Source organism: Pseudomonas sp. NPDC087029, from assembly GCF_044745345.1.
Classification (GTDB): domain Bacteria; phylum Pseudomonadota; class Gammaproteobacteria; order Pseudomonadales; family Pseudomonadaceae; genus Aquipseudomonas; species Aquipseudomonas faucium.
In genome coordinates this window covers 439,677-462,021 of the sequence record NZ_JBIVAB010000001.1, presented here as the reverse complement: position 1 = coordinate 462,021, position 22,345 = coordinate 439,677, and the positions used below count along the sequence as shown (strand labels likewise).

Genomic DNA, 22,345 nt, shown 5'->3' with positions numbered 1-22,345 from the left:
TGGTTCGTATGCGGATGAAGTGGATGATACTCCAGTGATGGAGTCCTTTGCAGAGGGACATAGGGATGGCAAGCGGTAAAGTCAAGTGGTTCAACAATGCCAAGGGCTACGGATTCATCAACGAGGAAGGTAAATCCGATGACCTTTTCGCTCATTATTCGGCCATTCGCATGGACGGATACAAGACCCTCAAGGCTGGCCAGGCCGTAGTGTTCGACATCGTCCAGGGCCCCAAAGGCCTGCACGCCGTCGAAATCAAGGATGCCGCCGCGGCAGCTGCAGAGGTCGCCAATGCCCAGGGCGAACCCCAGAGCGAAACCGCCAAAGCCTGACCCCTGCTCTGTGCCGGTACACGAAAAACCGGCCGCCTCTTCACGAGACGGCCGGTTTTGCTTTGCCTCACATGTGCTTGATCATCTCGTCGCCGAAGCCTGAGCTGCCCACAAGCTTGGCCCCTTCCATCAGCCGCTCGAAGTCGTAGGTCACGGTCTTGGCCCCGATCGCGCCATTGGTGCCCTTGATGATCAGGTCGGCCGCCTCGGTCCAGCCCATGTGCCGCAGCATCATTTCCGCCGAAAGAATCACCGAGCCCGGGTTCACCTTGTCCTGCCCGGCGTACTTGGGCGCGGTGCCGTGGGTCGCCTCGAACATGGCCACGGTGTCGGACAGGTTGGCCCCCGGCGCGATACCGATGCCGCCCACTTCCGCCGCCAGGGCGTCGGACAGGTAGTCACCGTTGAGGTTGAGCGTGGCGATCACATCGTACTCGGCCGGGCGCAGCAGGATCTGCTGGAGCATGGCGTCGGCAATGGCATCCTTGACGATGACCTCGCGCCCGGTCTTGGGGTTCTTGAACTTCATCCACGGGCCGCCATCGAGCAGCTCGGCGCCGAATTCATCGCGAGCCACCTCGTAGCCCCAGTCCTTGAAGGCACCTTCGGTGAACTTCATGATGTTGCCCTTGTGCACCAGGGTCAGCGATTCACGGTCGTTGTCCACCACATATTGCAAGGCCTTGCGCACCAGGCGCTTGGTGCCCTCGCGCGAGACCGGCTTGACGCCGATGCCGCAGTCCTGGTCGAAGCGGATCTTGGTGACGCCCATTTCCTCCTTGAGGAACTTGATCACCTTGTTCGCCTCGGGCGAGCCGGCTTTCCACTCGATGCCGGCGTAGATGTCTTCGGAGTTCTCGCGGAAGATCACCATGTCCACATCGCCTGGCTTCTTGACCGGGCTCGGCACGCCCTTGAACCACAGCACCGGGCGCAGGCACACATACAGGTCGAGCTGCTGGCGCAGGGCCACGTTGAGCGAACGGATGCCACCGCCCACCGGCGTGGTCAGCGGCCCCTTGATCGACACCACGTAGTCCTTCACCGCATCCAGGGTTTCCTGGGGCAGCCAGGTGTCCTGGTCGTACACCTGGGTGGCCTTCTCCCCGGCATACACCTCCATCCAGTGGATCTTGCGCTTGCCGCCGTAGGCCTTGTGCACGGCCGCATCGACCACCTTGATCATCACCGGCGACACATCGACGCCAATCCCATCGCCTTCGATATAAGGAATGATGGGGTTGTCGGGCACATTGAGCGAATGGTCTGCATTGACGGTGATCTTGGCGCCGTCGGTCGGAACCTTGATTTTCTGGTATCCCATGCTTGCACTACTCCGCTTTCGGGTGTGATTGGACATCATGCGATCCCACTGAGCCTAAACCACATCCGCCGACCTGCAAGCGGCGCACCTTGCATCGGCTGCGCCCACCCTTTGCCAGCGCCCGCCCTGCGGCAATCCACCACATTGCCCCTACGTCTTTGGTCTTATAAATGGCGCCGATGCCACTTCACCTTGCTGATTAGCCCGATTGGTTTGATATACTGCGCCGCGACCGAAGGGTCATCGGGGCGAATCCCAGGAAAATGCGGCTCGCCCTCGGCCAGGCACGACGCCTGGCCACGAAGCCTGGGCTGTTACCGCAGCTCAGCACTTGACGCTCGACTGATGCATCCACCATCACCGCTCGCAGCCTCTCGACTTTCCGCCTATGGCATCGCCTGGGCGAAGCGCCTACCCTGCGCACCACGAGACTCGAGTACGCTCAGCACATAGAGAGTTAACCCGCATGCCCACCCGTTCCAAGATCATCTATACCTTCACCGACGAAGCCCCCGCCCTCGCCACCTACTCGCTGCTGCCGATCATCGAAGCTTTCACCGCTTCGGCTGACATCGCCGTAGAAACCCGCGACATCTCCCTGGCTGGCCGCATCCTCGCGGCATTCCCGGAGCAACTGGGCGCCGAGAAGCAGGTAGGCGATCACCTGGCGGAACTGGGCCAGCTGGCTACCACCCCCGAAGCCAACATCATCAAGCTGCCGAACATCTCGGCCTCGGTCCCGCAATTGAAAGCGGCGATCAAGGAGCTGCAGGGCAAGGGCTACAACATCCCTGACTACGCCGACGAGCCGGCCAGCGCCGAAGAGAAAGAATCGCGCGCACGCTACGACCGCATCAAGGGCAGCGCCGTGAACCCGGTACTGCGCGAAGGCAACTCCGACCGCCGCGCCCCGCTGTCGGTCAAGAACTACGCACGCAAGCACCCGCACAAGATGGGCGCCTGGGCCGCCGACTCCAAGTCGCACGTTTCCCACATGAACAGCGGCGACTTCTACGGCAGCGAAAAAGCCGCCCTGATCGAAGCTGACGACAGCCTGCGCATCGAGCTGGTCGGCAAAGACGGCAGCACCACCGTCCTGAAGGAAAAGACCGCCGTCAAGGCCGCCGAGATCATCGACTGCGCGACCATGAGCCGCAAGGCCCTGAAAGCCTTCATCGCCGAGCAGATCGCCGATGCCAAGGCCTCCGGCGTACTGCTGTCGGTGCACCTGAAAGCCACCATGATGAAGGTGTCCGATCCGATCATGTTCGGCGTCATCGTCGAAGCCTTCTACGGTGAAGTACTGGCCAAGCACGCCGCCGCCCTGACCGAAGTCGGCTTCAACGCCAACAACGGCATCGGCGACCTGTACGCCCGCATCAAGGACCTGCCAGCCGACAAGCAGGCCGAAATCGAAGCCGACATCCAGGCCCTGTACGCCGAGCGTCCGGCCCTGGCCATGGTCAACTCCGACAAGGGCATCACCAACCTGCACGTGCCGAGCGACGTCATCGTCGACGCCTCGATGCCAGCGATGATCCGCGACTCGGGCAAGATGTGGAACACCGCCGGTGAACTGCAGGACGCCAAGGCGATCATCCCGGACCGCTGCTACGCCGGCATCTACCAGGCCACCATCGAAGACTGCAAGGCCAACGGCGCCTTCGACCCGACCACCATGGGCAGCGTGCCGAACGTTGGCCTGATGGCGCAGAAAGCCGAAGAGTACGGCTCCCACGACAAGACCTTCCAGGTCAAGGCCGACGGCGTCGTGCGCGTGGTCGATGGCAAGGGCAAGGTCGTTCTGGAGCAGAACGTCGAAGCCGGTGACATCTTCCGCATGTGCCAGACCAAGGACGCGCCGATCCAGGACTGGGTCAAGCTGGCCGTCAACCGTGCCCGCCTGAGCAACACCCCTGCGGTGTTCTGGCTGGACCCGGCCCGCGCCCACGACGGCGTGATGATCGAGAAGGTGCAGACCTACCTGAAGGATCACGACACCGCTGGCCTGGACATCCGTGTCCTGGCGCCGGTCGACGCCATCAAGTTCTCCCTGGCCCGCATCCGCGAAGGCAAGGACACCATCTCGGTGACCGGCAACGTGCTGCGCGACTACCTGACCGACCTGTTCCCGATCATGGAGCTGGGCACCAGCGCCAAGATGCTGTCGATCGTGCCGCTGATGAACGGCGGTGGCCTGTTCGAAACCGGCGCCGGCGGTTCGGCACCCAAGCACGTGCAGCAGCTGGTGGAAGAGAACTTCCTGCGTTGGGACTCGCTGGGTGAATTCCTGGCCCTGGCCGCTTCCCTGGAGCACCTGGGCAACACCTACGACAACCCACGCGCCAAGGTCCTGGCCAACACCCTGGACCAGGCGACCGGCAAGTTCCTCGACACCAACAAGTCGCCTTCGCGCAAAGTCGGTGGTATCGACAACCGCGGCAGCCACTTCTACCTGACCCTGTACTGGGCCCAGGCCCTGGCTGCCCAGAGCGACGACGCCGCCCTGCAGGCGCGCTTCGCACCGCTGGCCAAGACCCTGGCAGAGAACGAGGCGACCATCGTTGCCGAGCTCAACGCCGTCCAGGGCAAGCCAGCCGACATCGGCGGCTACTACGCCCCGGATGCCGAGCTGACCGCCAAGGTGATGCGCCCAAGCCAGACCCTGAACAGCGCCATTGCCGCCCTGTAAGGTTCGCTTGAAGTAACAGCACAAACCCCGGCCACGCACCGGGGTTTGTGCTTTCTGAAAGCGCCCCTTGTAGGAGCGGCCTTGCGTCGCGAAAGGGCTGCGAAGCGGCCCCGGCGGTTTTTGCTGCGAAGCTGATAACCTGGGGCCGCTTTGCGGCCCTTTCGCGACGCAAGGCCGCTCCTACAGGGGCCGCGCCAACCATAGGAAATGCTCATGACCTGGCAACCCCACATCACCGTCGCCACCATCGTCGAGCACGAAGGCAAGTTCCTCTTCGTCGAAGAATTCAAGGCCGGCCAGCACGTCTTCAACCAGCCCGCCGGCCACCTCGAACCCTTCGAGACCCTGCCCCAGGCCGCCCTGCGCGAAACCCTCGAGGAAACCGCCTGGGAAGTCGAGCTCACCGGCGTGGTCGGCATCTACCTGTACACCGCCCCAAGCAATGGCGTGACCTACCAGCGCATCTGCTTCGCCGCCCGCCCCGTGCGCCACCACGCCGACCTGGCACTGGACAGCGACATCGTCCGCGCCGTCTGGCTCAGCCGCGAAGAACTGCTGGCCGACCCCAGCCGCTGGCGCAGCGAGCTGGTGCCACGCTGCCTGGACGACTACCTGCAGGGCCCGCTGCACAGCCTTGCCCTGCTGCGCGACTGACGCGCCGCGCCGGGTTTGATAGAATCGACGTTTTTCCCCCTTGATACACATCGGTAGCCATGACCAGCCCAGCACTCAAAGACCCCGCCAAGACCCGCGTCATCGTCGGCATGTCCGGCGGCGTGGACTCTTCCGTCTCCGCCCTTCTGCTCATGGAGCAGGGCTACCAGGTGGAAGGGCTGTTCATGAAGAACTGGGAAGAGGACGACGGCACCGAATACTGCACCGCCCGTGAAGACCTGGCCGACGCCCAGGCCGTGTGCGACCGCATCGGCATCAAGCTGCACACCGCCAACTTCGCCGCCGAGTACTGGGACAACGTGTTCGAGCACTTCCTCGAGGAATACAAGGCCGGCCGCACGCCGAACCCGGACATCCTCTGCAATCGCGAAATCAAGTTCAAGGCGTTCCTCGACTACGCCCTGTCGCTGGGCGCCGACCTGATCGCCACCGGCCACTACGTGCGCCGCCGCGACACCGGCGAGCTCACCGAACTGCTCAAGGGCCTGGACCCGAACAAGGACCAGAGCTACTTCCTGCACGCCGTCGGCGGCAAGGAAATCGCCCGCACGCTGTTCCCCGTGGGCGAGCTGGAAAAGCCCGAAGTACGTGCCATCGCCGAGAAACACGGCCTGGCCACCGCCAAGAAGAAAGACTCCACCGGCATCTGCTTCATTGGCGAGCGCCGCTTCAGCGACTTCCTCAAGCAGTACCTGCCCGCGCAACCAGGCAACATCGAAACCACCGAAGGTGAAGTGATCGGCCGCCACCACGGCCTGATGTACCACACCATCGGCCAGCGCCAGGGCTTGGGCATCGGCGGCCTGAAGGACGCCGGCGACGAGCCGTGGTACGTGCTGCACAAGGACCTGGTGCGCAATGTGCTGGTGGTCGGCCAGGGCAACGAACACCCGTGGCTGTTCTCCCGCGCCCTGCTCGCCTCGCAGATCTTCTGGGTCAACCCGATCGACCTGAGCAGCCCGCGCCGCCTCACCGCCAAGGTGCGCTACCGCCAGAGCGACCAGCAATGCACGCTGGAGCTGACCGAAAGCGGCTACCGCGCCGTGTTCGACGAGCCGCAGCGCGCGGTCACCCCCGGCCAGTCGGTGGTGTTCTACGACGGCGAGGTGTGCCTGGGCGGCGGCGTGATCGAAAGCGCCGAGCCGTGGAGCCCGCGCGCATGAGCGACCTGCGCGAGCAATTGGTAGCGTTGGGTGGTGTATTCCAGGCCGCCGTGCTGGTCGATCGCATCGCCCGCACCGGCCAGGCCAGCGAGGCCAATATCGGCTGCATGCTGGGCAGCCTTCTGGTGCGCGACCCCAAGGACACCCTGGAGGTGTTCGGTGGCGACGACCTCAACCTGCGCGACGGCTACCGGGCGCTGGTCGGTGCCCTGGAGCGCGACCCCAACAGCCTGCAGCGCGAGCCCCTGCGCTATGCCCTGTCGATGCTGGGCCTGGAGCGCCAGCTGAACAAGCGCGGCGACCTGCTCGAGACCATCGGCAACCGCCTGCCGCAGATCCAGTCGCAGGCCGAGCATTTCGGCCTGGTTCACGAAAACGTCATCGCTTCCAGTGGAGCCTTGTACCAGGACACCCTGAGCACCCTGCGCCAGCGCATCCAGGTGCATGGCGACATGCGCTTCCTGCAGCAGGCCAGCAACGCCTCGAAGATCCGCGCCCTGCTGCTCGCCGGCATCCGCGCCGCGCGCCTGTGGCGCCAGCTGGGCGGGCACCGCTGGCAGCTGGTATTCAGCCGGCGCAAGCTGCTCAACGAACTGTACGACATGATGCGCAACGCTTCCTGAGAAATGCGCACAACCTTTGTAGGAGCGGCCTTGTGCCGCGAAAGGGCCGCAACGCGGCCCCAAGGCCTTTGCAAGCACCCTAATTGCCGGGGCCGCTGCGCGGCCCTTTCGCGACGCAAGGCCGCTCCTACAGGCATTTTTCATGTATGATATGCGCCCTTCCAAAAGCCTGACTGTCCGAGAACACCCCATGCAGCTTTCTTCGCTCACTGCGGTTTCCCCTGTAGACGGCCGTTACGCCGGCAAAACCCAGGCCTTGCGCCCCATCTTCAGCGAATTCGGCCTGATCCGTTTCCGCGCCCTGGTCGAAGTGCGCTGGCTGCAGCGCCTGGCCGCTCACCCACAGATCGGCGAAGTGCCGGCGTTTTCCGCCGAAGCCAACGCCGTGCTGGACAGCCTGGCCACCGACTTCAAGCTCGAGCACGCCGAACGCGTGAAAGAAATCGAGCGCACCACCAACCACGACGTCAAGGCGATCGAATACCTCCTCAAGGAGCAGGCCGCCCAGCTGCCTGAGCTGGCCAAGGTCAGCGAATTCATCCACTTCGCCTGCACCAGCGAGGACATCAACAACCTGTCCCACGCCCTGATGCTGCGCGCTGGCCGTGACGACGTGCTGCTGCCGCTGATGCGCCAGATCGCCGAGGCCATCCGCGCCCTGGCCCACGCCCACGCCGACGTGCCGATGCTCTCGCGCACCCACGGCCAGCCGGCCTCGCCGACCACCCTGGGCAAAGAGCTGGCCAACGTCGTGTACCGCCTGGAGCGCCAGATCGCCCAGGTTGCCGCCGTGCCGCTGCTGGGCAAGATCAACGGCGCCGTGGGCAACTACAACGCCCACCTGTCGGCCTACTCGCAGATCGACTGGGAAGCCAACGCCCGCGCCTTCATCGAAGACGAGCTGGGCCTGGTGTTCAACCCCTACACCACCCAGATCGAGCCGCACGACTACATCGCCGAGCTGTTCGACGCGATCGCCCGCTTCAACACCATCCTCATCGACTTCGACCGCGACGTCTGGGGCTACATCTCGCTGGGCTACTTCAAGCAGAAGACCGTGGCCGGCGAAATCGGCTCCTCGACCATGCCGCACAAGGTCAACCCGATCGACTTCGAGAACTCCGAAGGCAACCTGGGCATCGCCAACGCGCTGTTCCAGCACCTGGCCAGCAAGCTGCCGATCTCGCGCTGGCAGCGTGACCTGACCGACTCCACCGTGCTGCGCAACCTGGGCGTGGGCTTCGCCCACAGCGTCATCGCCTACGAAGCCAGCCTCAAGGGCATCGGCAAGCTGGAAGTCAACGCCGCACGCATCGCCGCCGACCTGGACGCCTGCTGGGAAGTCCTCGCCGAGCCGATCCAGACCGTGATGCGCCGCTTCAACATCGAGAACCCCTACGAGAAGCTCAAGGAGCTGACCCGTGGCAAGGGCATCACCCCTGAAGCGCTGCTGACCTTCATCGACGGCCTGGACATGCCAGCCGACGCCAAGGCCGAACTGAAGCTGCTGACCCCCGCTACCTACATCGGTAACGCGGCAGCCCAGGCAAAACGCATCTAAGCTGACCGTCGCGTTCAACGCCCGGCCTAGCCGGGCGTTTTTATTCCCGGACGAAAATTACGTTTTTTCAATAGGTTGAACATGAATCCTGATACTCCACTGCAGCTGCTCGGCGGCATCTCGGCCCGCGAATTCATGCGCGACTACTGGCAGAAAAAGCCCCTGCTGGTGCGCCAGGCCTTCCCGGACTTCGAAAGCCCGATCGACCCCGACGAGCTGGCCGGCCTGGCCCTGGAAGAGGAAGTCGAGTCGCGCATCGTGCTCGAGCACGGCGCCCACCCGTGGGAACTGCGCCGCGGCCCGTTCAACGAAGAGACCTTCGCCGAGCTGCCGGAAAAGGACTGGACCCTGCTGGTGCAGGCCGTCGACCAGTTCGTGCCGGAAGTGGCCGAGCTGCTCGAGCAGTTCCGCTTCCTGCCAAGCTGGCGTATCGATGACGTGATGATCAGCTTCGCCGCCCCCGGTGGCAGCGTCGGCCCGCACTTCGACAACTACGACGTGTTCCTGCTGCAAGGCCACGGCCAGCGCAACTGGAAAGTCGGCCAGATGTGCAACAGCGACAGCCCGCTGCTGCCCCACGCCGACCTGCGCATCCTCGCCGAATTCGAACAGAGCGGCGAATGGACCCTGGAGCCCGGCGACATGCTCTACCTGCCGCCGCGCCTGGCCCACTACGGCGTGGCCGTGGACGATTGCCTGACCTACTCGGTCGGCTTCCGCGCGCCAAGCGCCGCCGAAGTGCTGACCCACTTCACCGACTTCCTCGGCCAGTTCCTGCCCGACGAAGAGCGTTACAGCGATGCCGACGCGCAGCCGGTCAGCGACCCGCACCAGATCCAGCACGACGCCCTCGACCGCCTCAAGGCGCTGCTCGACAAGCACATGAACGACAAGGACCTGCTGCTGACCTGGTTCGGCCAGTTCATGACCGAGCCACGCTACCCGGAGCAGGTGGTCGGCGAAGAGCTGAGCGAGGAAGAGCTGGTCGAGGCCCTCGAAGATGGCGCGATCCTGATCCGCAACCCAAGCGCACGCATGGCCTGGTCCGAGCTCAACGACGACCTGATGCTGTTCGCCAGCGGCCGCAGCTGCCCGCTGCCTGCCAAGCTGCGCGAACTGCTGAAACTGGTGTGTGCCGCCGACGCCCTGCACATCGACAACCTCGGTGAATGGTTGCAGGATGAAGATGGCCTTATGCTGGTACAGCAACTGATCAAACAAGGAAGCCTGGGATTCGCCAATGAATAAGATTCGTGTGCGCCTCGCCGACTGGCAGAAAGACAACGCGGACATCCGCCGCATTCGCGAAGCCGTGTTCGTCGCCGAACAGCACATTCCGCCGGAGCTTGAGTTCGACTCCGAAGACCAGGACGCCCTGCACTTCCTGGCCCTGGAAGGTGACTACCCGATCGGCACCGCGCGCCTGCTGGCCGACGGCACCATCGGCCGCATCTCGGTGCTCAAGGATTGGCGCGGGTTGAAGGTCGGCGACACGCTGGTCAAGGCGGTGATCGTCGAGGCGCAGAACCGCGACCTCAAGCAGCAGATGCTCAGCGCCCAGGTGCATGCCACGCCGTTCTACGAGCGCCTGGGCTTTCGCGTAGTCAGCGAAGAGTTCCTCGAAGCCGGCATCCCGCATGTGGACATGGTCCGCGACTCCCGCGAGACCGCTTGATTCACGCCCCCTGTAGGAGCGGCCTTGCGTCGCGAAAGGGTTGCGAAGCAGCCCCAGGTTTTCAGCTTCGCAGCAAAAACCGCCGGGGCCGCTTTGCGGCCCTTTCGCGACGCAAGGCCGCTCCTACAGGAACTGCGCCAATCCGGCACATGACCCAGCAACCTGTACATCCATCCAGATAAAACTTGCCTCTGCGCCCCCGCTTGCGCATCCTAGTGCCCATCATTCCCGATGAAGCGTCCCCGGCCATGCGCCTGTTCCTCTGCGAAAAACCCTCCCAGGCCAAAGACATCGCCAAGGTCCTCGGCGCCCAGCGCAAGGGCGACGGCTGCTGGCAAGGCACCGACGTGTGCGTGACCTGGTGCATCGGCCACCTGCTCGAAACCGCCCCGCCCGACAGCTACGACGAACGCTACAAGCGCTGGAACCTGGCCGACCTCCCGATCATCCCGCAACAGTGGAAGATGCAGGTCAAGCCCAAGACCGCCAGCCAGTTCAAGGCCGTCAAGCGCCTGCTCGGCGAGGCCCGCGAGCTGGTGATCGCCACCGACGCCGACCGCGAGGGCGAGATGATCGCCCGCGAGCTGGTCGAGCACTGCCGCTACCGCGGGCCGATCCAGCGCCTGTGGCTGTCGGCACTGGACGACGCCTCCATCCGCAAGGCCCTGGCCCGCCTGCTGCCGGGCCAGCAAACCTTCAACCTCTACCACTCGGCGCTCGGCCGTTCGCGCGCCGACTGGCTGATCGGCATGAACATGAGCCGGCTGTTCACCCTGCTGGGCCGCCAGTCCGGCTACCAGGGCGTGCTGCCGGTGGGCCGGGTGCAAACCCCGACCCTGCGCCTGGTGGTGGACCGCGACCGCAGCATCGCCGACTTCGTACCGGTGCCGTTCTGGGCCATCGAGGTGCAGCTTGCGCAGGCCGGCCAAGCCTTCAACGCCCAGTGGCGCGCCCCGGAAGATGCCTGCGACGACCAGGGCCGCTGCCTGAACCAGGCGCTGGCGCAACAGGCCGCCAGCGATATCGGCAGCGCCGGCACGGCGCGGGTGCTCAAGGTTGCCACCGAGCGGGTGCGCGAGGCCGCGCCGCTGCCCTTCGACCTGGGCACCCTGCAGGAGCTGTGCTCGAAGAAGTTCGGCCTCGGCGCCCAGGAAACCCTCGACATCGCCCAGGCCCTGTACGAAACCCACAAGCTGATCACCTACCCGCGCAGCGACTGCGGCTACCTGCCCGTCAGCCAGCACAGCGAGGCGCCGGGCATTCTCGCCGCACTGCAGCGCGCCGACGCCAGCCTTGCGCCCTTGCAGGCGCACCTCGAGCCCCAGCGCCGCTCGCGGGCCTGGAACGATGCCAAGGTCAGCGCCCACCACGGCATCATCCCCACGGCGGCGGCCAGCGACCCGGCGCGCCTGCCGTCCAAGCACAAGGCCGTGTACACCCTGATCCGCGCCCGCTACCTGGCGCAGTTTCTGCCCAACCACGAATACGACCGCACCCAGGCCGATTTCGACTGCGCCGGCCACGCCCTGCGCGCCGTCGGCAAGCAGATCGTCGAGCCCGGCTGGCGCCGCGCCCTGCCTGAGGCGCTGGCCCCCGCCAAAGGCCGCGAGGCAGCGCCAGCCCAGGTGCTGCCCGCCTTGCGCGAGGGCCAGGATTGCAACGTGCAGGGCCTGCAACTCAAAGACCTGTGGACCCAGCCGCCCAAGCCGTTCACCGAAGGCGACCTGATCAAGGCCATGAAGAACGTCGCCAAGCTGGTGGACGACCCGCGGCTGAAACAGAAGCTCAAGGAAACCACCGGCATCGGCACCGAGGCGACCCGCGCCAGCATCATCCAGGGCCTGCTCGACCGCGGTTACCTGGTGAAGAACGGCAAGGCCCTGGCCGCCACTGCGGCGGCGTTCAGCTTGATCGACGCAGTGCCGCGTGCCATCGCCGACCCCGGCACCACCGCCATCTGGGAGCAGGCGCTGGACATGGTGCAGAGCGGGGAAATGAGCCTGGAAGCGTTCGTGGCGCGCCAGTCGGCGTGGATGGGCAAGCTGGTGGAGCGCTGCCGGGGGATGCGCATGAGCATCACCGGGCCGGCGGTGGGCAAGGCGGCGCCTTGGAAGAAGAAGCGCAGGGGCAAGGCTGCCAGCGCGGGAAGCAAAACAGCCGGAAGCAAACCGAAGCAGGCTCGGCGCAAGACCTCCAGTTGAAGGTGCCAATACGGGCCCCATCGCCGGCAAGCCGGCTCCCACAAGTAGCCCCTCAATGACGCGATTTCTGTGGGAGCCGGCTTGCCGGCGATGGGGCCCTCACGGCCTAAGTCCCGCTCTTCAACCGGCTGAACGCCCGGGTAAGCTCCCGGTTGAAAGCCTTGCCATTGTCATTCTTGCCATACAACCGCGCCTTCACGTCCTCCGGCGGATAAGTCCCCGGCGCATTGCGAATGCTCGCCTCCACCAACCCGTCCGCCGCCGTGATCGCATTGGCGTAATGAATGGTGTCGGTGATCGGCGCAATCACCTCCGGCCGCATCAGGTAATCCATCAGCTGCCACGCCGCCTGCGGATGCGGCGCATCCTTGGGCACCACCAGCGCATCGAGCCAGATCAGCGTGCCCTCCCGGGGGATGCGGTAGTCCAGCGCAAACGCCTTGCCCGCCTGCTGCGCCTGGCCCTGGGCAATCGCCACGTTGCCATTCCACGACATCGCCACGCAGGTCTCGCCATTGGCCAGGTCGTTGATGTTGCGGTCATTGTCGAAGTAGCGGATGTACGGGCGGATCTTGCGCAGCTGCACCTCGGCGGCCTTGAGGTCTTCGAGGCGTTGCTGGTTGATGTCCAGGCCCATGTAGCGCATCACCGCGGCGAACACCTCGTTGGGGTCGTTGAGCAGGCTCACCCCGCAGTCGGCAAATTTCGCCACCACCTGCGGGTCGAACAGCATCGCCCAGCTGTCCACCGGCGCATCGGCCATGCGCGCGGCCACCGCCTGCTGCTGGTAACCCACGCCGGTGGTGCCCCAGGCATAGGTGCCGGCATAGCGGTTGCCCGGGTCGAACAAGGCCATGTGCTGGCGAAACTCCTCGCCCACCCCCGCCAGGTGCGGCAGCTGGGCCTTGTCCAGCGGCTGCAGGGCGCCGCTGGCGATGGCCCGGCTCAGGTGCTGGCCGGCGCTGAGCACCACGTCGTAGCCGCTGCCGCCGGTCAGCAGCTTGGTCTCGGCGGTTTCCAGCGAGTCGAAGTGGTCGGCGACCACGCGGATACCGGTTTCCTTCTCGAAGTTGCTCAAGGTGTCCGGGGCCAGGTACTCGCCCCAGATGTACAGGTTCACGGTCGGCTGTTGTGCGTCGGCTGCCAGGGCCCCCGCCGCCGCGCAGCCCAGGCCGAGCGCGGCGGCCAGCAAGGTGAGCTTCATCAGCGACGACCTCCGGCGTATTGCGGCATGGTGATGCAGGCGACGTTGCCGCCACCGAGCAGGATCTCGCGAGAGTTCTCGATGCCGATGATGCGGTGCTCGGGGAACAGTTCGGCCAGGGTCGCCTGGGCCACCTGGTCATTGCGGTCGCCGAACAGCGGCACGACGATGGCCGAGTTGCCGGCGTAGTAGTTGATGTACGAGGCGCAGATGCGGGTACCGGCCTCGCGCAGGTGCGTACCCTCGACCTGGTCCAGCCCGGCGGCCTCCTCGGCGGTCCACTGCAGCACATCGGGCTGCGGCAGCTTGTGCACCTTCAGCTCGCGGCCCCGGGCATCGCGGGTGCTGCGCAGGATGTCGTAGGCCTCCTGGTAGATTTCCCACTGTGGGTCGTCGCGGTTGTCGGTCCACTGCAGCACCACTTCACCGGGGCGCACGAAGCAGGCCAGGTCATCGACATGGCCGTCGGTTTCATCGAACTTGCAACCCCGGGGCAGCCAGATCACCTGGTCGGCGCCCAGGTAGTCCTCCAGCCGGCGGGTGACCTCCTGCTTGCCCAGGTGCGCATTGCGGTTGCGGTTGAGCAGGCACTGCTCGGTGGTCAGCAGGCTGCCCTGGCCATCGCTCTGGATGCCGCCAAGCTCGGCGATCAGCGGCGCGCGGTAGCGGTCCAGGCCTTCGATTTCGAGGATCTTCTGCGCGATCTGGTCGTCCTTGTCCCACGGGTAGTAGAGGCCGCCGTCCAGCCCGCCGTAGGCGTTGAACTCGAAATCCACACCGCGCACTTCGCCGCTGGCGTCGTTGACCACGAAGCACGCGCCGCTGTCGCGAAACCAGGTGTCGTTGCAGGTCATTTCCACCACCCGCACCTGCGCCGGCAGCAAGCGCCGGGCGTTGGCGTACTGGGCGGCGGAGGCGCACACGGTGACCGGCTCGCTGGAGGCGATGGCGGTGACGATCTCCACCCAGACCTTTTGCGCAGGCTTGGCGCCGTTGCGCCATACGTCCGGCCGCTCGGGCCAGCCGAGCCAGCAACCGGCCTTGCGCTCGAATTCGCCGGGCAGGCGGAAGCCATCGGCTTTTGGGGTGGTGGTCAGCGAACGTGCCATGGGTCAACCTCGTGTCGGTGAGTGATGACTGCACGCTACGCCGGGGCGTTGGCCAGTTCCAACGATGAAAACTCAGCGATAGGTGAATTGAATTCAGCTATCGCCCAGCTGTTCGATGAACCATTCGATGAATTGCGCCACCGCAGCGCGCTCCAGGCGCAGCCGCTCGCACACCAGCGCGTATTGCCCCTGGGCGGTGACCGTGGCCGCGAACGGCCGGATCAGCCGCCCGCTCTGCAGGTCGGCCTGGCAGGTCAGGTTGTCGCCCATGGCCACCCCCTGCCCCAGCAACGCCGCCTCCAGGGCCAGGGCCGCGTGGGGGAAGTACAGCTGGCGCGAGGGCAAGGCGTCTTCGGCATGGGTGGCCAGCCAGGTGGTCCAGGTGCGGCCGTCCTGGTCGTCATGCAGCAGGCAGTGGCGCACAAGGTCGCGCGGGCGCTTGAGGCTGCCCTGGTTGAACAGGCTGGGGCTGCACACCGGGAAGAACTGCAACAGCGGCAGCGGCCGCACGAAGTGGGTACTGGCATCCAGCGCACTGGTGCCATAGGTGATGGCCAGGTCCACATCCAGCGCCGGGGCGCCGGCATCGATGGGCTGATCGTGCAGGTGCAGGGTGATGTGCGGGTAGCGGCTGCTGAAGTCGGCGAGCCTGGCCACCAGCCACTTCTGCGCCAGCTCCGCGGTCACGGCCACCCGCAGCACGGCCTGGGAAGAGGGGTCGCGCAGTTCGTCGCAGGCCTTGCCGATCAGCTCGAAGGCCTGCTGCAGGTGATGCAGCAGGCGCTCGGCCTCGACACTGGGGCGCACCTGGCGGCCGACGCGCTCGAACAGCGCCACCCCCAGTTGCTCTTCGAGCTGGCGGATCTGGTGGCTGACGGCGCTGTCGGTGACGCACAGCTCGGCGGCGGCGCGGCCGAAGTGGCCGTGGCGGGCGGCGCACTCGAAGGTGCGCAGGGCAGTCAGGGAAGGCAGGCGGCGCATAGGGTTTCCTGTCAGGTACATGAGCCGCACAGCGGCCCCAGGATCATACAGCCAACAAAACCCTGCTGGCAGCGTGAAAAATTCATGCTAAGTTTTCATGAAAATAATCAAAACAAATTTCACGAGGACCTTGCATGTTCAAGCAATCCGCCCAGCACGTCGCCAGCTACTACGCCCAGACCTACCCCGCCAGCATCCCCCTGCGCCCCACCCTGCAAGGCCCTGAGCATACCGACGTGCTGATCGTCGGGGCCGGCTTCAGCGGCTTGCACACCGCCTTGCGCCTGGCCCTGGCCGGCAAGCGCGTGACCCTGCTGGAAGCCAGCCGGGTGGCCTGGGCGGCGTCCGGGCGCAATGGCGGCCAGGCCCTGCTGGGTTGGTCGTGCGACATGCCGCCGCTGGAAAAGGCTCTGGGCGTGGAGCGCACCCGGCGCCTGTGGCAAAGCATGTGCTGGGCTGCCGATGAGCTGCGCGAATTGCCCCAGCGCCATGGCTTCGACATCGACTACCGCCTGGGCAGCCTGTGGACGGCGGTGCTGCCACGCCGGGTGAAGATGCTCGAAGAAGCCCTGCACGAGGCCGAACACAAATGGGGCTACGACGCGCTGCGCCTGATCGGCCGCGACGAGATGCGCCAGTGGATCGACAGCCCGCGCTACCAGGCAGCGCTGTATGACGCCAAGGGTGCGCACCTGAACCCGCTGAAACTGGCCCAGGGCCTGGCCGCCACGATCGAAGCCCATGGCGGGCGCATCTTCGAACAGAGCCAGGTGCTCGAACTGCACAAGACCGCCAACGGCCATGTCGCCCGCACCGCTCACGGCGAAGTACATGGCGAGGTGCTGGTGCTGGCCTGCAACGCCTACATCGACCGCCTCGACCGCAGCCTCTCGCGGCGCCTGCTGCCGGTCGGCTCGTACCAGGTCGCCACCACCCCGCTGGATGCCGAAGTCGCCCACTCGCTGCTGCCGCGCAACAGCTGCGTGATCGACAACCAGTTCGTGCCCGACTACTTCCGCCTCACCCCGGACCACCGCCTGCTGTTCGGCGGGGGCTGCACCTACCTGGGGGGTATCCCCAAGGATGTCGCCAGCGCCACCCGGCCGTTCCTTGAGCGGGTCTTCCCGCAACTGGCCGGGGTGGCCATCGACTACGCCTGGGGCGGGCACATCGACTGCAGCATGCAGCGCACCCCGGACGTTGGCCGCGAGGGGCAACGTTACTGGCTGCAGGGCTTTTCCGGCCATGGTGTGCTGCCGACCCTGGCCGCGGCGCGGGCGGTCAGCGATGCGATCCTGGGCGACGACGAACTGCTGAGCCTGTACCAGGGCATCGACAACGGGCGGTTCCCGGGCGGCGACCTGCTGGCTGCGCCGCTGGAGGCGGCGGCCAAGGCGTGGTACCGGATGCGTGATCGTGCCTGAGGGCGCTTAGGGGACTGTTTCGGCCCTATCGCCGGCAAGCCGGCTCCCACAGGTATGGAGTGCCCCACCAATCCAACCCTTGGGGTCAGTCCAGGTAATCCACTGACAGTGTGGGAGCCGGCTTGCCGGCGATAGGGCCGGAACTGACAACCCAGCAATCTCTCCTATTCTCAATAGCTCACTTGGTAATCCCCCCGCACAGAGGAGACGCGTCCATGAGCTACGTGACCACCAAAGATGGCGTTCAGATCTTCTACAAGGACTGGGGCCCGCGCGATGCGCCGGTCATCCACTTCCACCACGGCTGGCCGCTCAGCGCCGACGACTGGGACGCGCAGATGCTGTTCTTCCTCGGCCAGGGCTTTCGCGTAGTCGCCCACGACCGCCGCGGCCATGGCCGCTCCAGCCAGGTCTCGGACGGCCACGACATGGACCACTACGCCGACGATGTGGCCGCGGTGGTCGAGCACCTGGGCACCCAGGGTGCGGTGCATGTGGGCCACTCCACCGGCGGCGGCGAAGTGGTGCGCTACATGGCCCGCTACCCCAACGACAAGGTGGCCAAGGGCGTACTGATTGCCGCAGTGCCACCGCTGATGGTGCAAACCCCGGGCAACCCCGGCGGCCTGCCAAAGTCGGTGTTCGACGATTTCCAGGTGCAAGTGGCGACCAACCGCGCGCAGTTCTATCGCGATGTGCCGAGCGGGCCGTTCTACGGCTACAACCGCCCGGGCGCCAAAGCCTCGGAAGGCGTCATCGGCAACTGGTGGCGGCAGGGCATGATCGGCAGTGCCAAGGCCCATTACGATGGGGTGGTGGCGTTTTCCCAGACGGACTTTACCGAAGACCTGAAGAAAATCCAGCAGCCGGTGCTGGTGATGCATGGCGACGATGACCAGATCGTGCCGTATGAAAATTCCGGGCCGTTGTCGGCCAAGTTGCTGCCCAATGGCACGTTGAAGACCTACAAGGGCTTCCCGCATGGCATGCCGACCACCCATGCCGATGTGATCAATGCGGATTTGCTGGCGTTCATTCGTAGCTGAGGGTTTTTCATACTGGCCCTATCGCCGGCAAGCCGGCTCCCACAACGCTCACCTGTGGGAGCCGGCTTGCCGGCGATAGGGCCAACACTGACAACACCCCCCTCCCGGCATTACCATGCCAACCTCTAGCGCGGCAGTTTGCCGCACCCCTGCCTTCCAGCCTGCCAGACGCCAATGCCCTTCGAACTCACCGTAGAACCCCTTACCCTGCTGATCCTCGCCCTGGTCGCCTTCGTCGCCGGTTTCATCGACGCCATCGCCGGCGGTGGCGGCCTGCTCACCACCCCGGCATTGCTCACCGCCGGCATGCCGCCGCACCTGGTCCTGGGCACCAACAAGCTCAGCTCCACCTTCGGCTCGGCCACCGCCGGCTTCACCTACTACCGGCGCAAGCTGTTCCACCCCGCGCAGTGGCGCCTGGCGGTGCTGGGCACGCTGATCGGCGCCCTGCTCGGTGCGACCATCGCCCACTACCTGCCAGCCGAGTGGCTGAACAAGATGCTGCCGGTGATCGTCTTCGCCTGCGGCGTCTACCTGCTGTTCGGCGGCACGCCCAAGGCGCCGCTGGATGCCGACGCGCCGATCAAGAAGAAATGGCAGTTCCCGCAGGGCTTCAGCCTGGGCTTCTACGACGGCGTGGCCGGCCCCGGCACCGGCGCGTTCTGGACCGTGAGCACGCTGCTGCTCTACCCCATCGACCTGGTGCGCGCCAGCGGCGTGGCGCGCAGCATGAACTTCGTCAGCAACATCGCGGCGCTGACGGTGTTCATCATTTCCGGGCAGGTGGATTACATCGTCGGCCTGTGCATGGGCCTGTCGGTGATGGTCGGCGCCTTCTTCGGCGCACGCACGGCGATCAGCGGCGGCAGCAAGTTCATCCGCCCGGTGTTCATCACCGTGGTGCTGGCGTTGACCGTGCGCCTAGCGTGGCAGCACTGGTTCGGGCAGGCCTAGGCGGCGAGCCACATACAAGTCGATCAGGTAACGGGCAATGGAACGCCCGGCCGGCAGCGGCGGCAGGTCGTGCACGCTGAACCACTTGGCGTCCTCGATCTCGTCCGGCTGCATGACGATATCGCCCCCGGCGTACTCGGCATGGAAGCCCAGCATCATCGAATGCGGGAACGGCCAGCACTGGCTGCCCACGTACTGGATGTTGCGCACCTCGATCGCCACCTCTTCGCGCACCTCGCGCACCAGGCAGTCCTCGGCCGATTCACCCGGCTCGGCAAAGCCGGCCAGGGTGCTGTAGACACCGCTGACGAAGCGCGGCGAGCGCGCCAGCAGCACCTCGTCGCCGCGGGTCACCAGCACGATCATGCTCGGCGAGATGCGCGGGTAGCTGCGCAGCTCGCAGGGCTGGCAGTACATCGCCCGCTCCCAGCGGATCTGCGTCATCGGCTGGCCGCAGCTGCCGCAGAAGCGGTGCTCGCGGGCCCAGGTGCCAATCTGCGCGGCGTAGCCAAGCACCTTGTAGGTGTCGAAGTCGCCTTCGAGCATGAAGCTGCGCAGGCCGCGCCAGCTGCAGCCTGGCAGCGCGGCGGCGCTGCGCAGTTCGAGCAGGAACACTGGCTGGCCATCGAAGTGGCCGATGCCGTGCTCGCACAGCACGTCCAGGTCCTGGCGCTTGAGCCAGTCGCGAGCGAACAGCGCGCCGTTGGCGTCCACCAGAAACCCTTCCGAGCTGCGGGCGACGGCCCAGCCACCGGTGATCTGCGGGTCGAGTACTGCGGTAGTCCAGCGTGCTGACATGTCGGGGGTTCCTTGACTGCGCGTCCCCCGCCCGGTCAGTCGGCGAACGTCGGTTTCTGTTTGCTCATGTGCGCCGCCACGGCCACGCGCAGGTCTTCGGACTGCAGCATCGCGGCGTTCCAGGTGGCGATGTAGTCCAGGCCATCATCGATGCTGTGGTCCCGCATGTAGCTGAGCATCTGCTTGGTGCCGGCCACGGCGATCGGCGATTTTGCGGCAATTTCCCGGGCGATGGCAAAGACCGCGTCGAGCAAGGCGGCCTGATCATCATAGACCCGGTTGACCAGGCCGATGCGCAGCGCTTCCGCCGCCTCGACATGGCGCCCGGTGTAGGCCAGCTCGCGCATGATGCCGTCGCCGATGATGCGTGGCAAACGTTGCAGGGTGCCGACATCGGCGGCCATGCCCATGTCGATTTCCTTGATCGAGAACTGCGCGTCGGCGCTGCAGTAACGCATGTCGCAGGCCGAGACCAGGTCGATGGCGCCGCCGATGCAATAGCCCTGGATGGCGGCCAGCACCGGCTTGCGGCAGGTGTCCACGGCATTGAACGAGGCCTGCATGCGCAGGATGGTGCGCCGCAGCAGGCGGGCGTTGCGGCCCACGTCCTTGCCCATCTGGCCGGCCAGCGAGGCCAGCATCATCAGGTCGATGCCCGAGGAGAAATGCTTGCCCGCCCCGCTGATGACCACCGCGCGCACGGCATCGGTGTCGTCGATCCATTGGAAGATGGCGACGATCTCCTCCCAGAACGCGGCATTCATCGCGTTGATCTTTTCCGGGCGGTTGATCTGGACGTGGGCGATGTTGTCGGTCAGTTCGACCTTGAATGCGCTGTACTCGGTCACGGGCGGCACTCCTGTGGGCAAATGGGTTGTCAGCGCAGGATGGTAACCCAGCCAGGTGCCCGCACTTGTGCCAAAAACGGGACTGCCGGCCTTGCCTCCTGCGCCTCGATGGGGCACCTTGCGCGCTCGCCGAATCATAAGGATACAAATTACATGTCACGCTCCCTGACCGGCGCCCTGGCCCAAGGCTTTCTCGGCCAGTCGCCGCTTTGGTACAAGGCGGTCATCTGCCTGTTTCTGATCCTCAACCCCTTGCTGCTGGTCAGCGTCGGCCCGGTAGCCGCGGGCTGGGCCCTGGTGATCGAGTTCATCTTCACCTTGGGCATGGCCCTGAAATGCTACCCGCTGATGCCGGGTGGCCTGCTGCTGGTCGAAGCCTTGCTGCTCAAGATGACCACGCCCCAGGCCCTGTACGACGAGCTGCTGCACAACTTCCCGGTGATCTTGCTGCTGATGTTCATGGTGGCCGGCATCCACTTCATGAAAGAGCTGTTGCTGTTCCTGTTCTCGCGAATTCTTTTGGGGGTGCGTTCCAAGGCGCTGCTGGCCTTGCTGTTCTGCGTGCTGTCGGCGTTTCTCTCGGCGTTTCTCGACGCCTTGACCGTGACGGCGGTGATCATCAGCGCGGCCGTGGGCTTCTACGCGGTCTACCACCGCGTCGCCTCCAACGCCAACCCGCGCGAGGACAGCGCGCTGGACAGCGACCAGCAGATCGAGCAACTGCACCGCGCAGACCTCGACCAGTTCCGCGCCTTCCTGCGCAGCCTGCTCATGCACGGCGCGGTGGGCACCGCCCTGGGCGGTGTGTGCACCCTGGTGGGCGAGCCGCAGAACCTGCTGATCGGCCACGAGATGGGTTGGCACTTCGCCGACTTCTTCCACAAGGTCGCGCCGGTGTCGCTGCCGGTGCTGGTCGCCGGCCTGGTGACCTGCGTGCTGCTGGAAAAACTGCGCCTGTTCGGCTACGGCACGCTGATGCCCGAGCGCGTGCGCCAGGTGCTGGCCAGCTACGCCGCCGAGGATGATGCCGCGCGCACCCAGGCGCAGCGGGTGGCGCTGTGGGTGCAAGGCATCGCCGCATTGATCCTGATCGTCTGCCTGGGCCTGCACATCGCCGAGGTCGGCCTGATCGGCCTGCTGGTGATCGTGCTGATCACCGCTTTTACCGGCATCACCGACGAGCACCGCCTGGGCCGGGCATTCCAGGACGCCATGCCGTTCACTGCCCTGCTGGTGGTGTTTTTCGCGGTGGTCGCGGTCATTCACCAGCAGCAGCTGTTCAGCCCGCTGATCGCCTGGGTGCTGGCCCTGCCTGCCGAGCAGCAGCCGGGCATGCTGTACCTGGCCAACGGCCTGCTCTCGGCCATCAGTGACAACGTGTTCGTCGCCACCATCTACATCACCGAGGTCAAGCAGGCGTTCGTCAACGGCGGCATGAGCCGCGAGCACTTCGAGACCCTGGCGGTGGCGATCAACACCGGCACCAACCTGCCCAGCGTGGCAACGCCCAATGGCCAGGCGGCGTTCCTGTTCCTGCTGACCTCGGCGATCGCGCCGCTGATCCGCCTGTCGTATGGCCGCATGGTGTGGATGGCCCTGCCCTACACCGTGGTCATGGGTGGCCTGGGCTGGTGGGCGGTGACCTACTGGCTGTAAATGCGCCGGCGCTGTCGAAACGGCGCCGCGCCGTTCGACCAGGGACAAGGCCTGCGCACTGCAGGCCACCCCTGGAGCA

19 protein-coding genes are annotated in these 22,345 nt (G+C 65.6%); 13 read left to right on the top strand and 6 right to left on the bottom strand.

Annotated features, from left to right (window positions below):
• The first annotated feature begins 65 nt into the window (after window positions 1-65).
• On the top strand, window positions 66-332 hold the full coding sequence (gene cspD / locus ACIPG5_RS02055; protein WP_176515160.1) for a cold shock domain-containing protein CspD: 267 nt from the start codon (window positions 66-68) through the stop codon (window positions 330-332).
• 67 nt (window positions 333-399) lie between these two features.
• On the opposite strand, the gene icd is transcribed toward cspD, so the two are convergent.
• Window positions 400-1,656: an NADP-dependent isocitrate dehydrogenase gene (gene icd / locus ACIPG5_RS02050; RefSeq protein WP_176515161.1), complete on the bottom strand. Its 1,257-nt coding sequence runs from the start codon at window positions 1,654-1,656 to the stop codon at window positions 400-402.
• Between the two features lie 466 nt (window positions 1,657-2,122).
• Here icd and ACIPG5_RS02045 point away from each other — a divergent pair, with 466 nt between their 5' ends.
• From ACIPG5_RS02045 to ACIPG5_RS02010, 8 genes are all read left to right on the top strand, one after another.
• Window positions 2,123-4,348, top strand: a complete 2,226-nt coding sequence (locus ACIPG5_RS02045; RefSeq protein ID WP_176515163.1) for an NADP-dependent isocitrate dehydrogenase — start codon at window positions 2,123-2,125, stop codon at window positions 4,346-4,348.
• Between the two features lie 213 nt (window positions 4,349-4,561).
• Window positions 4,562-5,002: an NUDIX hydrolase gene (locus tag ACIPG5_RS02040; protein WP_176517349.1), complete on the top strand. Its 441-nt coding sequence runs from the start codon at window positions 4,562-4,564 to the stop codon at window positions 5,000-5,002.
• 59 nt (window positions 5,003-5,061) lie between these two features.
• Window positions 5,062-6,186 carry a tRNA 2-thiouridine(34) synthase MnmA gene (mnmA, locus tag ACIPG5_RS02035; RefSeq protein ID WP_176517350.1) on the top strand — a complete coding sequence of 375 codons (1,125 nt, stop codon included), beginning with the start codon at window positions 5,062-5,064 and terminating at the stop codon, window positions 6,184-6,186.
• On the top strand, window positions 6,183-6,809 hold the full coding sequence (gene hflD, locus ACIPG5_RS02030) for a high frequency lysogenization protein HflD (protein ID WP_176517351.1): 627 nt from the start codon (window positions 6,183-6,185) through the stop codon (window positions 6,807-6,809). The genes mnmA and hflD overlap by 4 nt, the downstream gene beginning before the upstream one ends.
• 190 nt (window positions 6,810-6,999) lie before the next feature.
• The gene (gene purB, locus ACIPG5_RS02025) at window positions 7,000-8,370 is read left to right on the top strand and encodes an adenylosuccinate lyase (protein WP_176517352.1); all 1,371 of its coding nucleotides are present in this window, start codon (window positions 7,000-7,002) and stop codon (window positions 8,368-8,370) included.
• Window positions 8,371-8,451: 81 nt separating this feature from the next.
• The gene (locus tag ACIPG5_RS02020) at window positions 8,452-9,618 is read left to right on the top strand and encodes a cupin domain-containing protein (RefSeq protein WP_176517353.1); all 1,167 of its coding nucleotides are present in this window, start codon (window positions 8,452-8,454) and stop codon (window positions 9,616-9,618) included.
• Entirely contained in the window at window positions 9,611-10,045 is a 435-nt protein-coding gene (locus ACIPG5_RS02015; RefSeq protein ID WP_176517354.1) for a GNAT family N-acetyltransferase, read from the top strand. Before ACIPG5_RS02020 ends, ACIPG5_RS02015 begins: the two co-directional genes overlap by 8 nt.
• Before the next feature lie 248 nt (window positions 10,046-10,293).
• Window positions 10,294-12,246, top strand: coding sequence for a DNA topoisomerase III (locus ACIPG5_RS02010; RefSeq protein ID WP_401373353.1), 1,953 nt, complete (start codon window positions 10,294-10,296; stop codon window positions 12,244-12,246).
• Window positions 12,247-12,352: 106 nt separating this feature from the next.
• Here ACIPG5_RS02010 and ACIPG5_RS02005 read toward each other — a convergent pair whose 3' ends face one another.
• From ACIPG5_RS02005 to ACIPG5_RS01995, 3 genes are all read right to left on the bottom strand, one after another.
• Window positions 12,353-13,450 carry an extracellular solute-binding protein gene (locus ACIPG5_RS02005; RefSeq protein ID WP_401373072.1) on the bottom strand — a complete coding sequence of 366 codons (1,098 nt, stop codon included), beginning with the start codon at window positions 13,448-13,450 and terminating at the stop codon, window positions 12,353-12,355.
• Window positions 13,450-14,559 (bottom strand): agmatine deiminase, encoded by a 1,110-nt coding sequence (aguA, locus tag ACIPG5_RS02000; protein WP_176517356.1) that lies wholly within the window; start codon window positions 14,557-14,559, stop codon window positions 13,450-13,452. The genes ACIPG5_RS02005 and aguA overlap by 1 nt, the downstream gene beginning before the upstream one ends.
• A 93-nt stretch (window positions 14,560-14,652) precedes the next feature.
• Window positions 14,653-15,540 (bottom strand): LysR substrate-binding domain-containing protein, encoded by an 888-nt coding sequence (locus ACIPG5_RS01995; RefSeq protein WP_286915375.1) that lies wholly within the window; start codon window positions 15,538-15,540, stop codon window positions 14,653-14,655.
• Window positions 15,541-15,674: 134 nt separating this feature from the next.
• On the opposite strand from ACIPG5_RS01995, the gene ACIPG5_RS01990 reads away from it, so the two are divergent.
• The 3 genes from ACIPG5_RS01990 (at window position 15,675) to ACIPG5_RS01980 (ending at window position 18,964) form a co-directional block, all read left to right on the top strand.
• The gene (locus ACIPG5_RS01990; RefSeq protein WP_401373069.1) at window positions 15,675-16,964 is read left to right on the top strand and encodes an NAD(P)/FAD-dependent oxidoreductase; all 1,290 of its coding nucleotides are present in this window, start codon (window positions 15,675-15,677) and stop codon (window positions 16,962-16,964) included.
• Window positions 16,965-17,179: 215 nt separating this feature from the next.
• A complete protein-coding gene (locus ACIPG5_RS01985; protein ID WP_176517359.1) occupies window positions 17,180-18,010 on the top strand; it encodes an alpha/beta fold hydrolase in 831 nt (276 codons plus the stop codon).
• A gap of 174 nt (window positions 18,011-18,184) precedes the next feature.
• Complete coding sequence (locus ACIPG5_RS01980) at window positions 18,185-18,964, top strand: TSUP family transporter (protein WP_236193563.1); 780 nt, start codon at window positions 18,185-18,187, stop codon at window positions 18,962-18,964.
• On the opposite strand, the gene nudC is transcribed toward ACIPG5_RS01980, so the two are convergent.
• Window positions 18,932-19,762, bottom strand: a complete 831-nt coding sequence (gene nudC / locus ACIPG5_RS01975; RefSeq protein ID WP_314619997.1) for an NAD(+) diphosphatase — start codon at window positions 19,760-19,762, stop codon at window positions 18,932-18,934. The two genes, ACIPG5_RS01980 and nudC, sit on opposite strands and share 33 nt — an antisense overlap.
• Window positions 19,763-19,797: 35 nt before the next feature.
• On the bottom strand, window positions 19,798-20,610 hold the full coding sequence (locus tag ACIPG5_RS01970; protein WP_314619998.1) for a crotonase/enoyl-CoA hydratase family protein: 813 nt from the start codon (window positions 20,608-20,610) through the stop codon (window positions 19,798-19,800).
• A 153-nt stretch (window positions 20,611-20,763) separates the two neighbouring features.
• Between ACIPG5_RS01970 and nhaB the strand changes: the two genes are divergently transcribed.
• Complete coding sequence (gene nhaB, locus ACIPG5_RS01965; protein ID WP_236235462.1) at window positions 20,764-22,266, top strand: sodium/proton antiporter NhaB; 1,503 nt, start codon at window positions 20,764-20,766, stop codon at window positions 22,264-22,266.
• The last annotated feature ends 79 nt before the right edge of the window (window positions 22,267-22,345 follow it).